The 14,597-nt window shown below is 52.5% G+C and carries 15 protein-coding genes; 4 read left to right on the top strand and 11 right to left on the bottom strand.

Annotated features, from left to right (window positions below):
- Positions 1–11: 11 nt before the first annotated feature.
- Positions 12–782 carry an alpha/beta hydrolase gene (locus MRY16398_RS14590; RefSeq protein WP_125124675.1) on the bottom strand — a complete coding sequence of 257 codons (771 nt, stop codon included), beginning with the start codon at positions 780–782 and terminating at the stop codon, positions 12–14.
- A 122-nt stretch (positions 783–904) separates the two neighbouring features.
- Here MRY16398_RS14590 and MRY16398_RS14585 point away from each other — a divergent pair, with 122 nt between their 5' ends.
- Positions 905–1,927 carry a GlxA family transcriptional regulator gene (locus tag MRY16398_RS14585; RefSeq protein WP_336513214.1) on the top strand — a complete coding sequence of 341 codons (1,023 nt, stop codon included), beginning with the start codon at positions 905–907 and terminating at the stop codon, positions 1,925–1,927.
- Here MRY16398_RS14585 and MRY16398_RS14580 read toward each other — a convergent pair.
- From MRY16398_RS14580 to eitA, 4 genes are read right to left on the bottom strand one after another with little or no spacing between them, the layout of a single operon-like run.
- Complete coding sequence (locus MRY16398_RS14580) at positions 1,924–3,159, bottom strand: MDR family MFS transporter (RefSeq protein ID WP_409349128.1); 1,236 nt, start codon at positions 3,157–3,159, stop codon at positions 1,924–1,926. The genes MRY16398_RS14585 and MRY16398_RS14580 overlap by 4 nt on opposite strands.
- A gap of 14 nt (positions 3,160–3,173) precedes the next feature.
- Positions 3,174–3,935: a siderophore ABC transporter ATP-binding protein EitC gene (gene eitC / locus MRY16398_RS14575; protein WP_071194204.1), complete on the bottom strand. Its 762-nt coding sequence runs from the start codon at positions 3,933–3,935 to the stop codon at positions 3,174–3,176.
- Positions 3,935–4,972, bottom strand: coding sequence for a FecCD family ABC transporter permease (locus MRY16398_RS14570; RefSeq protein WP_125124673.1), 1,038 nt, complete (start codon positions 4,970–4,972; stop codon positions 3,935–3,937). Before MRY16398_RS14570 ends, eitC begins: the two co-directional genes overlap by 1 nt.
- A complete protein-coding gene (gene eitA, locus MRY16398_RS14565; protein WP_039079015.1) occupies positions 4,972–5,970 on the bottom strand; it encodes a siderophore ABC transporter substrate-binding protein EitA in 999 nt (332 codons plus the stop codon). The genes MRY16398_RS14570 and eitA overlap by 1 nt, the downstream gene beginning before the upstream one ends.
- Positions 5,971–6,254: 284 nt before the next feature.
- On the opposite strand from eitA, the gene MRY16398_RS14560 reads away from it, so the two are divergent.
- Positions 6,255–6,662 (top strand): nuclear transport factor 2 family protein, encoded by a 408-nt coding sequence (locus MRY16398_RS14560; RefSeq protein WP_125125677.1) that lies wholly within the window; start codon positions 6,255–6,257, stop codon positions 6,660–6,662.
- A 262-nt stretch (positions 6,663–6,924) separates the two neighbouring features.
- Here the strand turns inward: MRY16398_RS14560 and MRY16398_RS14555 are convergent, their stop codons facing one another.
- Positions 6,925–7,341, bottom strand: a complete 417-nt coding sequence (locus tag MRY16398_RS14555) for a PIN domain-containing protein (protein ID WP_071194208.1) — start codon at positions 7,339–7,341, stop codon at positions 6,925–6,927.
- Positions 7,338–7,568: a type II toxin-antitoxin system VapB family antitoxin gene (vapB, locus tag MRY16398_RS14550; protein ID WP_071194209.1), complete on the bottom strand. Its 231-nt coding sequence runs from the start codon at positions 7,566–7,568 to the stop codon at positions 7,338–7,340. The genes MRY16398_RS14555 and vapB overlap by 4 nt, the downstream gene beginning before the upstream one ends.
- 257 nt (positions 7,569–7,825) lie before the next feature.
- Here vapB and MRY16398_RS14545 point away from each other — a divergent pair, with 257 nt between their 5' ends.
- Positions 7,826–9,112 carry an MFS transporter gene (locus MRY16398_RS14545; RefSeq protein ID WP_125124672.1) on the top strand — a complete coding sequence of 429 codons (1,287 nt, stop codon included), beginning with the start codon at positions 7,826–7,828 and terminating at the stop codon, positions 9,110–9,112.
- Between the two features lie 76 nt (positions 9,113–9,188).
- Here MRY16398_RS14545 and MRY16398_RS14540 read toward each other — a convergent pair whose 3' ends face one another.
- The 4 genes from MRY16398_RS14540 to MRY16398_RS14525 form a co-directional block, all read right to left on the bottom strand.
- Positions 9,189–9,953: an SDR family oxidoreductase gene (locus MRY16398_RS14540; RefSeq protein WP_039079009.1), complete on the bottom strand. Its 765-nt coding sequence runs from the start codon at positions 9,951–9,953 to the stop codon at positions 9,189–9,191.
- A 51-nt stretch (positions 9,954–10,004) separates the two neighbouring features.
- The gene (locus MRY16398_RS14535) at positions 10,005–10,958 is read right to left on the bottom strand and encodes a 2-hydroxyacid dehydrogenase (RefSeq protein WP_039079008.1); all 954 of its coding nucleotides are present in this window, start codon (positions 10,956–10,958) and stop codon (positions 10,005–10,007) included.
- Between the two features lie 70 nt (positions 10,959–11,028).
- Positions 11,029–11,406, bottom strand: coding sequence for a VOC family protein (locus MRY16398_RS14530; protein WP_108701294.1), 378 nt, complete (start codon positions 11,404–11,406; stop codon positions 11,029–11,031).
- Between the two features lie 121 nt (positions 11,407–11,527).
- Complete coding sequence (locus tag MRY16398_RS14525; RefSeq protein ID WP_039079006.1) at positions 11,528–12,856, bottom strand: MFS transporter; 1,329 nt, start codon at positions 12,854–12,856, stop codon at positions 11,528–11,530.
- 493 nt (positions 12,857–13,349) lie between these two features.
- Between MRY16398_RS14525 and MRY16398_RS14520 the strand changes: the two genes are divergently transcribed.
- Complete coding sequence (locus MRY16398_RS14520; RefSeq protein ID WP_197718611.1) at positions 13,350–14,540, top strand: citrate synthase family protein; 1,191 nt, start codon at positions 13,350–13,352, stop codon at positions 14,538–14,540.
- The last annotated feature ends 57 nt before the right edge of the window (positions 14,541–14,597 follow it).

Raw genomic sequence — 14,597 nt, 5'->3', positions numbered from 1 at the left:
CCTGTGTAATGTCACTGTTTAAGGTTGTGTGCTGCTTTATCAATAAGCGCCGCAACGTCCTTCGGGTGCGATACCATTGACATATGACTTGACGGGAGGTGGGTGATATTAGCGCCAGCTTCTCGCGCCAATAAGTTTTGTACGGCAGGGTTAAGCGCGTTGTCATTTTCCGTGACTAAATACCACGACGGCTTATTGCGCCAGGCGGCATGGTTCACTTTTTCATTGAAGGCTTTCGCTGCTATCGGTTGTTGTGCTGCGGCAAGTAAACGCGCCTGAGGCTCAGGCAGATCATTTGCCATAACGTTTTGGAACATCTCCGGGTTATCCAGCCAAATCAAGCCGTTGTTATCTGGCTGCATCCCACTCATGGGGGCATTCAGGCGCGTAAGGGTATCGGTAACAGATTCACCGCTGTCGGGCACCAGTGCCGACAGATAGACAAGCCCTTTCACGTTTTCACCATTTCCGGCCTGGGTAATCACCGCGCCACCCCAGGAGTGGCCGACAAGCAGTACGTCGCCGTGTTGCCGTTGCAGGACGCGCTCCGTTGCCGCCACATCATCGTTAAGAGAAGTCAGCGGGTTTTGTACGGCGGTAACGTTATACCCTTTGGCCTGCAGGAGCGCAGTGACAGCGGACCAACTCGATCCATCGGTAAATGCGCCATGAACCAGAACGATGTTTTTGATAATTGACTCCTGTGCGCCAGCGCTTGTTGCAAAAATGAGGCAGAGCAGAAACGACGCGTGTCGCATGATTTTATTGATGAAAAAGGACATAGCAGGGTATCCCGATGCGCATAAATAACGTTTCCAGAGTGTAACGCCATGCCGAAAGCGATATTAAGTGTCATTAATGACAGGTATCATGCAAAATCGGACATTGTGTTTTTCAGGACTTGATGATGAAAATTGCCTTACTCGCGGTGCCGGGAAGTATGAAATCGGCCCTCTTGGGGTTGTCTGATATGTTCTGGCTGGCAAATCAGGTGGCTGAGCAAAACCCGGCGCTGTGTCATCGCGATGCCGGTAACGAACCGGGTTTTAGCGCGCAGATCGTTACGGCGGATGGTCATCCTGTCATCGATGCGCAGGGCAGGCGGATTGAAAGTGAAGGATCCTTTGAGGGCGATAAATATTCGCTGATTATTGCCAGCGGCATGCGTCTTGATGAAGAAAAATATCCGCTTTCCAAAGCGGCAATCACCGATGCAGCGCGGTGGGTAAAAGCACAATATCAGCAAGGATGTGCCGTTGCCGGTGCCTGCGCGGGGGGCTTTATTCTGGCAGAAGCCGGGCTGTTAAACGGACGGATGTGCGCGACAACATGGTGGTTATATCACACGTTCCGGGAACGCTATCCGCTTACAAAACCCGTCTGGGGGAAAGCGCTGGTGGAAGACCGGAATATCATCACCACCGGCGGGCCGCTTTCATGGGTGGATCTGGCGATACACGTTGTCAGGTTGTACGCGGGCGATGAGATGGCAAAACTGACTGCTGATATGGCTGTTGCTGATAGCCAGCCACTCTCACAACATCTCTATGCCCCGGCGGGATTTTTGAATTCGCGCCATCCGTTACTCATTAAAGCCGAACACCTGGTGCGTTTTCAGGATCCATCGATAACGGTCGAGCAGCTTGCCGCATCGCTTAATATGACCACCAGAACGCTCAATCGCAAAATGACAGAACTCACGCAGGAAAGTCCCAAAAGCTTTATTACTCGTGTACGCATGGAGACAGCGGCTATGCTGCTGGAAAATCGCGGCAAGACGGTTGCACAAGTCGCAACAGAGTGTGGATACAACGATGAAACGGCATTCCGACGCGCATTTAATGCCGTGATGGGCATGTCTCCGGGGATGTACAAAGAGTGGGTGAAAAACCGATCCAGAGACATGCGCGGAGAAATAACGCGTTAACGGCTCTCTTTTCCCCGCCCGGTCCGGCAAATAAAAAACAGGGCGATAGCGCTTACAAAGGGAAATACCGCCAGTTGCAACCAGGGGTAGATGGCATCGGCTGAGGGCGTTAACGCCCGGTCGAGCTGGCTGCCCAGCAGGAAATTACCCGCCAGCACCGCAATACCGCCAGCGGTTGCCAGTGCACCGTAGTGTGCACCCAACATGGACGGCGCGGCAAATTGCGGGATCAAATCTTTTGCTGAGGGCACCAGTAACATCTGTCCCATCGTCAGCAGCGTAACAAAACAGGCGGCGGGCAGCAGGCGAAGCCAGGAGTCCGGGGGCGTCGATGCGGCGAACAGAGCGACACTCAGAAACGACGCGGACAATAGCAGAAAGCCGCAGGGCAATATCCGCACCGCGCCAACGCGCCGGGCAAAGCGGGCGAGGGGAAGCTGAAACAGAATGATCAGCCCCGAAGCCAACATAAACAACGGCCCTAAATCCTTCTCGCTGCCGCCGGCGCGGGCAATCTCCACCGGCAATGCCAGGTATAATTGGTTGTAGCTCAATAGCCATGAACTGTAGGCGATAATAAAGGCCACAAACCGCGGCTGGCGAAAGGTGGTCCACCACGGCGTAATATGCAGCGTCGTCTGGCGTGACGGATTGCGCGGCAGGCAAAAATGCAGCACGCCAAGCGCAACGATAAATACCGCAGCCCCCGCCAGAGCGACCTGGCGAAATCCCAGACCGGCCAGCATGGAACCCAGAACAGGGCCGAGCACCGCGCCAAGTTCGCCGCAGACGGCAAAGAGCGCGAACCATTCCGCGCGGTTGCGCTTGCCGCTCGCTTCACTGTCCGTACCCGCCTTTGCCAGCAAGGCTTCTATGGACGGAGAGAAAAGGGCGCCGCCAATGCCTGTCAGACAAGCGCCGAGAATAATCGGCGTGATACCGTCACCCAGTGCCAGCAGCAGATACCCCACCACCCGGATAACACAGCCGCAGAGTATGATGCTGCGGGCGCCGAAGCGGTCGGACAGGGCACCGCCAACGATAAACATGCCCTGTTGTGAAAAGGTTCTTAACCCGAGAATCAGGCCGATCATTCCACCGGAAAGCAGCATGTCATCGCGAAGAAAGATCGCCAGAAAGGGAACGACAGCGTAAAAACCGATATTGAATACAAACTGGCTGCCCAGTAAAACGGGCGGCCAGAGGTGTGTGGCGGGGCGAAGTAAATGCATCCAGATAGTCTTATTCAGATAAGGTAGTGAATATGCTTCTTGCCATGAAACGCCGATATTTCAATATGCGTTTTCACCCGAAAGACCTCCCAGAGTAACTCTTCGGTCAGAATTTCCTGCGGGGTGCCCGTGGCAATGACCTGGCCTTGTTGCATGACAATCAATGCGTCACAGAACATGGAGGCATGGTTAAGATCGTGAATAGCGACAATACTGGTCACCGGCAGCTCACTGATGAGTTGCATCAGTTGCATCTGGTGATGAATATCCAGGTGGTTGGTTGGCTCATCCAACAAGATTTCGCTCGGTACCTGTGCCAGTGCCCTGGCGATGTGCACGCGCTGGCGTTCACCGCCCGATAAACTCAGCCATCCCTGATCGCTTTTTCCGAGCATATCTACCCGTTCAAGCGCCGCATTTACCGTCTCATCATCGTGAGATGTCCAGCCAGAAAAAGCGGAATGGTGCGGAATGCGCCCCAGTTTTACCACGTCGCGAACCCGCATATTGGATTCGGTCATCCCGTGCTGTTCAACGAAGGCAATGCGACGGGCAAGCTGCTTTTTAGGCATCCGGGCGATGTCGTGACCATCGAGCGAAACCGTGCCTGCATGCGGGCGACGTAATCCGGCAAGTATACGCAGCAACGAGGATTTTCCGGAACCGTTGGGGCCAAGTAATCCCACCGTTTGTCCCTGGGAGACAGCCAGTGAGACATTATTGACGATGGTTTTCTTAGCTATCTTCCAGGTAATGTTTTCAGCAGTGATGCTCATCACTTGTTCCTTGAACGATAGATAATGACAGCAAAGAAAGGCACGCCAACCAGCGCGGTGACTACGCCGACCGGCAGGCTCTGCGGTGCGATCAGCATTCTGGAGGCGATATCAGCCAGCACCATCAGGATTGCGCCTGCCAGCGCACTGGCAATCAGTAGCGTACGGTGAAGCGGGCCGAAGAAAAAGCGCATCATATGCGGCACGACCAGACCGACAAAGCCGATCGATCCCGCCATACTGACAATGGTGGCGGTCATCAGCGCTGTGGCAGTAAAGAGGATCAGGCGAACCACGGGAACATTGATACCAAGTGACGCTGCGGCATCGTCGCCAAAGGTAAAGGCATCCAGTGCGCGAGAGTAAAAAAGGCATACCGCAAGACCAGCCAGCAGAACGACCAGTATCAGTTGAAACTCCGGCCAGCGAACGCCGCTAAAGCTGCCAAGGAGCCAGAACATCACGTCACGCGCCTGTTGTGCGCTGGCGGAAGTACTGATGGTATACGCCGTGATGGCATTGAAGAGTTGGGATGCCGCGACGCCCGCCAGAATCGTACGCTCATTACCGCCACGTGCGCCGTTGGTGAGAAAGGCGACAAACGCAAAAGCGGCAAAGGCCCCGGCAAACGCACCTGCGGACAGGGAAACTGCGCCAGTACCGATACCAAGCACCACAACCGAGACGGCACCCGTTGACGCGCCAGCGGATACGCCGAGTACATAGGGTTCCGCCAGGGCATTTTTCAGCAGACTTTGCAAAACGGCGCCACACATCGCCAGCCCCGCACCACAACAGGCTGCGACCAACGCACGGCTAAGACGGAAATCCCAGATCACACTTTCATGGATGCGGCTGAGTGGCACGTCGGTGAATCCGGCTTTGTTGGTCAGCGCATAAAAGACGCTGCTAAGCGGAATGGACAGTTCGCCGACGCTGACGCCTGTGGCAATCACTACAAAAAGAAGAATCAGCGCCAGCACTGTTGATGTGGTGAGTATCAGGCCCTGGCGGGCCTGTTGTACTGCGGAACTCATCAATTCAGTCCCATTTTTCTGAGCTGTTCGGCAACCTGTTCAGCACCATAGATAGTACGAATTGTCGGGTTCATCGCCTGGCCGTCCATCACGACGATGTGACCTTTTTTAACAGCATCGAGCTGGCTGACGGCCGGATCGCTTTTCAGGAATTTAATTTTTTCTTCGGCGTTATCCAGTGCCCAGCGGTTGCGGTCAAGACTGGAGACGACGATGACATCCGGGTTAGCGGCGATAATGCTTTCCCAGCCAACTGTTGGCCATTCAGTTTCAGAGGTAATGGCGTTGTGGCCGCCCAGGACATTCGCGATAAATCCTGATGCGCTATTCTTGCCGCCAACATAGGCATCAGCAGACGGCGATGAGCTGGAGAACCAGAAGACAAACGAGAGGTCTTTTTTGTTCTTGCTGAACTCAGCACGCAGATCATTTTCACGTTTTTTGAAATCGGCAATCAGCGCCTTACCGCGATCTTCTACGTTGAAAATGGTCGCGAAATCCATAATTTCCTGGTAAAGGAAGCTCATATCCCATAGCTTCTGGCGGCTACCGTACATATCGCCAACGCCTTTCTTCGTGGCGCACATCCCCGGCGACATATAGCTGTTGACGCCAACGGTGCTGAGATCTTCACGTTTAGCGACTTTGCTTTCCGGCCCCAGTAACAGAGGGATTTGGGCAGGAACGAAGTCCGGGTTTTGGGCGAGGATGGATTCGAGTGTCGGGATTTCAACGGTCAGATTTTTGATTTTACTGTTTTTTTCTGCAAGTGATGGCAACACTTTTGTCGGCCAGAATGCGCTGGCAACCACTTTGTCCTCAAGGCCAAGTAACAGAAGGATCTCGACAGTGTTTTGGCCCAGCGCGACGACGCGCTCAGGGGCTTTGGTGAATGTTTCTTTATATCCGCAATTTTCGATGGTAACAGGGTAGGTAGTAGCAAACGCGGAACTGACCGAAGCGAAAACCAATCCTAAAGCACTGATGACCTTTTTCATGTAACGCTATCCTTCGTTAGCGGGTTTCCAGGGCAGGAAACGGGTAAAATCGTAAATGAGAATTAATAACAAGGCGCGGTTTTATACAATGCCAGGGAAAGGGTGTCAACGGTAATGGTAATCATTTGTTATTAAGGCATTTTTATGCGTTAAGAATTTGAATTAAAGCGCAAATGAATTGAAACGTAACGCTAAGACCGCAAGAGCAGAAATAATGGTCGTGAGTGTCGGCCTGGCGCGAAACAGGATCGGCGAAACGTTAGCGAACAAACAGGAACATTGTGATGACACAAGATGTGCTGGCATTACTCATACAGAATGAGCAGAAACTTCATCATGCGAAAACGCGAAGTCAGAAAACGTTGCTGGAGAAATTGCTGCACCGCGATTTTTTTGAAATTGGTCGTTCAGGTCAGCGGTACGACAGAGAACATGTCATCCGTGCGTTAGTCATGGAAACCGATGATCAGAAAATCCAGTCCGATGATTTTGCGTTATCTGTGGTGGATGATGCGTGCGTGTTATTGACGTACCGAAGTTTTACGGTTGATGAGCAAGGCCGCATCGGTCGACAGACATTGCGAACATCGTTGTGGGTGAAGCGCACAAGCGAAACAACGGACTGGCAGATGCGATTTCATCAGGGAACGCTAACAGATGAAAACAGTGGCAGAGTCGGCAGTGAAGAATGATAAAGGTCAGCGCGGTGGCGCCGTTGAACACGCATTCAAAGGCGACAAATGACCAGAACAAAGGATGACCAAACAAAGTCGGATTCTGCGGCACCTTACCTTAGTGCGCATAATGTATATTATGTTAAATGAGATTATTGTTGTGATTTAACTAAAGCGCACTCTGTTCTACTGCTACTACGTTAACCGCCTGCATTGCATGTACGAAACCTCAGCCTGTATGGCGAAGCTGATTCGATTACACTCTCACTCCGGTCAACAGTTACTTTGCCCAGTCTTCCAGAATCAGACCCGGCACCCGCTCAAACTCCCGCGTATTATTTGTTACCAGCACGACGCCAGCGGCAATAGCATGCCCGGCAATCGCGGTATCGTTCGGACCAATCGGCGTACCAGCCAACGCCAGCGCAAGCTTTATTTGCGTAGTGGCATCCACTGCCGCCCGGTCCCAGGCGAGCACGGCATCAAGGCGAGCACAGAACGCATCAACCAGCTTCGCATGATGCGGCGACGCCTTTTTACCGATCGCGCCGAAGCGCATTTCCGCATAGGTGATAGCCGATACTACGATTCGATTGTTGCGCAACACTGCCTGCTCCAGACGCTTAATAACGCTTTCCGGATGCTCGCGCATGATGAATGAGCAAATATTAGTGTCGAGCATAAAGGTTTTCTTCATAGATCAAAGCGTCCCTCATCACTGACCACATCTTCACGTTCTGCCATAAAATCCGGGTCGGCTTTTTCTAATTGCGCGAAAGAACTCCACGTCGGTCGCACCGGGCGCAGGATGATGCAGTCCCCTTCCCTGATGATCTCCAGTTCGCTCACTCCTTCGAAATCCAGATCGCGAGGCAGACGGATGGCACGATTGTTGCCGTTTTTGAAGATGGATACGGTTCGCATGACGTCCTCCTGATTATATGGCTTTATGGCATACCTACATATGCCAAGTATATGCAGATGCCTTACATATGTATACTTAATGCTCAACATAATTAAAATCGACCACTTACACCTCAAAACAGGGTCTGCCGTACCAGACTGTGACGGCTAAGTCGTTTATTTACTGGATCCTCTTCTCTTTTTGTCATCCGGAACAAATTTACGTTATGTTGACGGAATGTTTCCTTCATCCGTCCTCACAATGTTTGATACGCACGATGAAATTTAACGCCTTCATGCGCCTTGGTCCCGCATTCTTCCTTTTACAAACCGCAACGACCCTCAGCCTGTTGGCTGGGCATGTATTCCGTCTGGCTCTGGCATGGTGGTGCTTAAAGGAAACCCATTCAGCGGTCGCCTTCTCATCATTGATCGCGTTTTCCGTTGCCGCCGAGATTTACCTGAAGCCTTTTCTCGCCTCATTCGGCGATCGGTTTCACCGCGTAAAGTTTATTAACGGCTGTCAGCTCGCGGTTTTCGTCATCATGATGCTGTTTTCTCTTGCCTGTTCGGCGGGACAATTCCACCTTGTTTTACTGACCGCAGGCCTCATCGCGATGAGCGCGGTGGCATCAGTCAGAGAGCCCACCATCATGGGTCTGATCCCCGATCTGGTCGATGACGGTCATATTTCACGCGCCATATCCAGCCGCTCGGCCATTAATTCCGTGATGATGCTCACCGGGCCGGTGCTGGCCACCTCGCTAATCGCGTTGTTTTCTATTGGCCTGGCGCTTTATGCCGCCGCGTTACTGCAAGGATTATCGTGCCTGGCCTGCGTTCTGCTTGCGAAACGGCCTGTGTGCGTGCATTCGCCAGGCGCAGGTGAAAGCTGGTTCAGCAAAACGAAAGGCGGATTTGTCGCTATCTACCGTGTCAAATCAGAGTTTCACATCGCCTTAATTTCCGCGCTCATCAATTTTACGATGTTCCCCTTCTTTTCTGTGACCATTCCGTTTTGGATAAGCACGGAGTTGCACCTGCCCGCCTCGTACCTTGGGGCATTTGAATTTTCCTTCGCCATCGGATTACTGGCCGGCAGCCTCTACCTTAATGCGGCAATAACCCGAAATGTTGGACGTTTCTGGAATGTCGTTATCGGGTTTATTTTGTTGGGTGGGAGCGTCCCGGCTATTGTGCTGGTTCCGGATATCAACATCTCGATTGCGCTGGCCTTCTTCTGTGGCCTGGCGTTCAACTTAATCAATGTGAATCTCAGCACCTTAAGAGCGACCGCCACCCCCGGACATTATCGGACACGGATGGCGGCCATGTCGGCGTTTCTCTCGAGTCTGGTCAACCCCTTCGGCGTCCTGATAGCAGGCGGGTTTATTCACTGGCTGGGTGTGAGTGTGTTCACGCTCTTTTCAGGGCTTGCCGTGTTAATGATAGCCCCACTGCTTCTCTGTTCATGGCATCTTAAGAGGGCGCTGTCCCTTGACGAGGGTGAGATGAAAGGCTATTACGAAAAAACCTACCCGAAGGCCTTCACCAAAGAGGGATAAGAAACACAGTCCTCAGTCCGTTTACGCGTCAGGCGCAACCGGACTGAGTCTGGATGTTAATGGACTTTCTGAGCGTTTAACCGCGCCCGACAAACGGCATTTTGGTCGCCATCACGGTGATAAACTGCACATTGGTATCAAGCGGAACGCTGGCCATGTAGACCACGCTGTTAGCGACCTGCGACACATCCATCATCGCTTCCACCGCCAGTTCACCATTGGCCTGCTTCACGCCTTTAGACATCCGCTGCGATAGTTCCGTATACGCATTACCAATATCAATCTGCCCACAGGCGATATCGTACTTTCTGCCATCGAGCGAAATGCTCTTCGTCAGCCCGGTCACGCCATGCTTGGTTGCCGTATAGGCTGCCGAATCAGGCCGCGGTGCGTGCGCCGAAACAGACCCATTGTTAATGATGCGGCCCCCCTGCGGGGTTTGTTCCTTCATCAGGCGGAATGCGCCCTGAGCACAAAGGAACATTCCGGTCAGATTGACATTCACCACGGCGGACCACTTCTCGTAGCTCAGCTCTTCAAAGGGGATACCGGGAAAATTGGTTCCGGCATTATTAAACAACACATCAAGGCGCCCGAGCTTATCCTTGATCCGCGCAAATAGCGCATTGACCGATTCGGGGTCGGTTACATCAGTCGGTACGACCATGGTCTGGCCACCTTCACTGCTATCTTCCATCGCGGCAACTGTCTCCAGTAGCGGATCCAGACGACGGCCAGCGAGAACAACAAAATAGCCGGCACGGAACAGCGCCAGCGCCGTTGCCCTGCCAATCCCGGTGCCCGCGCCGGTGACCAGGGCAATCTTTCTTGAGGTGATCATCACTGCTTCCTTTATTTAATAGTTTGATAAACAAAATAATAGCAGTCCTGCTCAACGGGTCAGACTGTTCTCGGGACGCTGTCCGGAAAGCGCCTGGGCAAGACTCGCCAGCACCATTTCCCCCATCGCGGTACGCGTCTCCACCGTGGCACTGGCGCGATGCGCCTGCAACACAACGCTGTCCAGGCCAAAAAGCACCTCAGGAACATTCGGTTCATCAACGAAAACATCCAGCCCCGCACCGCTGATGCGTCCTTCGGTTAACGCCGCGACCAGATCAGGTTCATTGACCAGTTTTCCGCGAGCGATGTTCACGAGGAAGCCATCCTGTCCCAGCGCATCAAGGACGGCGGCATTAATAATGCCTTCCGCTTTGTCCGCAGAAGCGGAAAGGATTAGCGCGTCGCTCTGGCGGGCCAGTTCCTGAAGGTCAGCTATAAATGGGTAATCAAGGTCTTGCATGGCATGCAGGTCGGTATAGCTGATCGGGCATCCGAATGCCGATGCGCGGGCGGCAATGGCGCGCCCTACCCGGCCCATTCCGACAATGCCGACCCGCATGCCGCTGAAACGGCGGGAAAGCGGAATGGAACCCGGATGCGGATTTTTCGCCCACAGGCCGTTACGCACCACACGGTCGCCGGAACAGATACCGCGACAGGTCGCGATCAGCAGGCCAATGGCAAGGTCAGCCACATCTTCTGTCAGCGCGCCAAGCGTGGCGGTAACATGAATTCCACGTTTGCGGGCGTAGTCCAGATCGACCGCATCCACACCAACGCCATTAATAGCGACCACTTCAAGCGCGGGCAGTTTTTCCATAAGCGCATTGCTAATACCCGTATGACCACCGGAGACAACGCCACGAATGCTATTACCGTGTTCTTTAATAAAGGTCTCTTTATCGTCGATCTCAAAGTAACGGTAAACGGTATAGAGGGCGTTCAGTTTCTCGCTAATCGCGGGAATTAAAATAGGGTTTAACTGTAAAATACTGGGTTTCATAACATCAGATCCATAGTTGCGCCAATCAATGGCTGGCGTGTTAGTCGTTATTGCCTGCGCACTGCTGAATTTATGGCAGGTCTCTTTCAAGTATTTCAATGGCGATATTTTGCGGTCCGCGAATAAAGCACCCGCGCACACCGGGACGAAGCGTTTTTGGTTCCTGAGTAAATACCACGCCGCGTTTTTTTAATTCGGCGGCCACGTCATCGAGGTTGTCGACCGTCAGGCCAAAATGGTCCAGCCCCTGGTATGGCGGCAGTGGCGCTGGCGCAACGCCATCACCTTCAGTCACTGGCGCGATAAAGATATCGATTCCGGCAAGGCGAATATCCACTTTGCCTGGCTTACGGATAATTTCGGCATCGAGGCAACGCTCAAACCATGACGCGGTCAATTCCGGGTCCGGGCTGCGCAGTTGTAAATGGTCCCATTTAAACTTAATCACTTCTCTCTCCCTCGTAATAATTCCAGCCTGGCCCCATGACATTGTGAATCTTTAACGACGCAGGCTGGATAAATCAGTATACAATCGCTGTGGTATTTAACGTGTTATTCCGCTAATGGCGTTAATCCATTTCAATTCGGGATAATGGTCCGAGAAGGAATGAATAGGCGAATGCGCCAATCAAACACATAATCCCCATCATATTGAGCGCCCAAAAGAACTGGCCCGTCGCATGCAGAATATAACCAATCATGATCGGCGTGGTGACGCCAGCAATATTAGCGGCAAGGCTGGTGATGCTGCTGGTTAACCCAATATATTGCCGTGGCGCAATTTCCGACACGGCAGCCCAGGACGACGACCCTACCCCCTGCGCAAAGAAAGAGACGGTTAAAATAGCGATAATCAACTCATTCGAGGTGACGAAATTAACCAATAAAATAGAAGACCCCAGCAGCGTACCGATGATCAACGGCGCCTTGCGCGCTGCTGACATAGAATAACCACGGCGAATGAAATAATCAGAGAAGAAACCCGCTAACAGAATCCCTGCGGTTGCGCCGAGAAATGGCAACGCCTGGAAAATCCCCACCTTAATCATCGTCATCTGACGCTCTTCGACGAGATAAGTCATAAACCAGGTGGTGAAAAATACCAGGATGGCATTATTGCAGAATTTACCCAGGCAAATCGCCAGAATTTGACGGTGTTTCAACAAGCGCAGCGCATTTTTCCAGTCAAAACGGTCACGCTCTTTTTTACCGACAAGGCCGCCGCCCTCACGAATATGCTTCAGTTCCGCCGCATTTGCCGAGCGATGATTGAGCGGATCGCGGTACCAGAAGTACCACAGAATACCGAAAAGTACGCCAGCACCACCGGTCAGATAAAAGGCTGAACGCCAGCCAAAACCATTCGCCATCCATAAAATCAGACCGGTGAATAAGGGGGTACCGATGTATTGCCCCATAACATATACGCTGGTCGCAAATCCCCTTTCGCTGGTCGGAAACCACATGGTGACCGCGCGTGCATTAGAGGGAAAAGCCGGTGCTTCAAGGGCCCCAATCGCCAGTCGTGAACCGAACAGCATATTAAATCCGCTTGCCAGCCCTTGCGTCATGGTCGCCAGCGACCAGGTAATCAGCGAAAAAGCGTAAGCAATACGGGAGCCTAGCACGTCGGCAATAATACCACCGGGGATAAGCGCAAAGGCATATGTCAGGCCAAATGCCGCGAATATCTGTCCCATCTGAACTTTATCGAGAGTCAGATCTTTACTGATAAACGGGGCCAGAATACCAATACACGACCTGTCGACAAAATTAAGGATTGTCGCAAACAAAATAAGGCCCAGCATGTAATATCGAATGCGTGTTGCCTTTCGCGGTGTTGCTATGTCGGCCTCTCTTGCTGCCTCTGCAAGCTCTTGTTGTTGCACATGGTTCATATTTTTGTCCTTCATGGATTTGTAGGTGTTCTTTTATTTACCGCCCTGCAATTTCAGAGAGGTAATAATTATGGGTAAGTGTTCTTGCCGACGAAAATGTTCAGTAGTCGTTATAATTAATGCTTTATATTTACCGTCATTCATTTTGTCGTTTTTATCATTGAGTACTTATTTGACGGTAGAATAAGGTCTTGTCAGGATCAATCTTGATTAAATTAATCAATATAAATATCTGTCATCAGAACTCAGGAGTGTGACGAGTGAGTGATAGATTGCATCTCTTCGTTGACAACATCCTTATTCAGGTATCTCAAAATGCCATGCAATGAGAAAACGAAGCGGCAGAGTATTTATTTCCTCGCTTTATGTCACGTCATCACCAATATCTCACCATTTTGCGACCTGGCTATCAGTTGATTATGTTAATCAACATTGATTGAACAACGACTGAAATATAAAGTTTATTGATTCGGTTCAGTGGTGATCAGGCTCAATGATGGAACCCAAGACTAAAGTAGCGCCATGGCTTACGCTGGAGGAGGTTCAGGACTTTCTCGGCGTGCGTGCGCAAACCATCTATGCATACGTTAGCCGTGGATTGATTGCCTCCCATCCGGATCCACACAACATACGCCGCAGCCTGTACAGCGCCGAGAATATACAGAAGCTGAAACAGAAGAAGCAGCAAGGCCGGAAACGGGAAACGCTCGCCGCAAATACCCTTTTTGGCACCGAACCCAGTATTCCGACAGCTATCTCGACGTTTGCCCGTGGTCGTCTGTTTTACCGGGGAAAAGATGTGATCAACTTTGCTAAAGAGGCGACGCTGGAAGAGACCGCCCGCCTGCTATGGGACGCAGAAAGCCTGGACGCGTTTTCCGTTCAGGCGCGTGATTACCCGCCCTATCCGCCGGATCGCACGCATGCGTTTGTCGCGCTGGCAACGTCAACCGCCACGGGCCACTCCACCCATGCGCGCACGCCACGCGTACTGCATGCAGAAGCGGCAAACCTGGTCGGCCATCTGGCCTCGACATTTGGTGCCGAAAATACCCCCTCTTTGCTGATTCATCAGCGTCTCGCAAAGGGCTGGGGAAAAGAAAAGGATGTGGCGGATCTCCTGCGCAAAGCGATGGTGTTGCTTGCCGATCATGAGCTGACCAGCTCCGCGTTCGCCACGCGTATTGCCGCCTCTAACGGCGCATCGTTACCCGCCTGTCTGCTGACCGGGCTGGCGACCTTTACCGGCCCGCTGCATGGCGATGCCACCCCGCGCGTGAAAGCGCTGTTAGATGAGGTCGAGCGTTCCAGTGCCGAACAGGTGGTTAACCGTTATCTCTCCTCGGCGCTGCCGATCCCGGGCTTCGGCCACCATCTGTATCCCGATGGCGACCCGCGCGCGGTTGCCCTGCTGGAAGAGTTCGAGCCGCCGCAAGAGATCGCCAAATTTATCGAAAAGGTCACGACCCTGACCGGGCTTTATCCCAACATTGATGCGGTGCTGGCCGCTCTGGTAACACGTTACCGGCTACAGGGCGATGCGGCCTTTGCGCTTTTCTCCATCGCCCGCAGCGTCGGGTTGCTGGCGCATGCGATGGAGCAAATCAACACCTGTAAGGTGATTCGCCCGCGCGGTCGCTATATCGGGCCAGATCTGAATGTGCCGGTGAACGGGCGCAACTGAGCAGGCATAAAATAAATATCCTCCGGCATAGCCGGAGGTTTTTCAGATGCGCCTGTA

This window comes from Phytobacter sp. MRY16-398 (assembly GCF_003925915.1).
Lineage (GTDB): Bacteria > Pseudomonadota > Gammaproteobacteria > Enterobacterales > Enterobacteriaceae > Phytobacter > Phytobacter diazotrophicus.
This window is presented reverse-complemented; position numbering and strand designations above follow the sequence as displayed.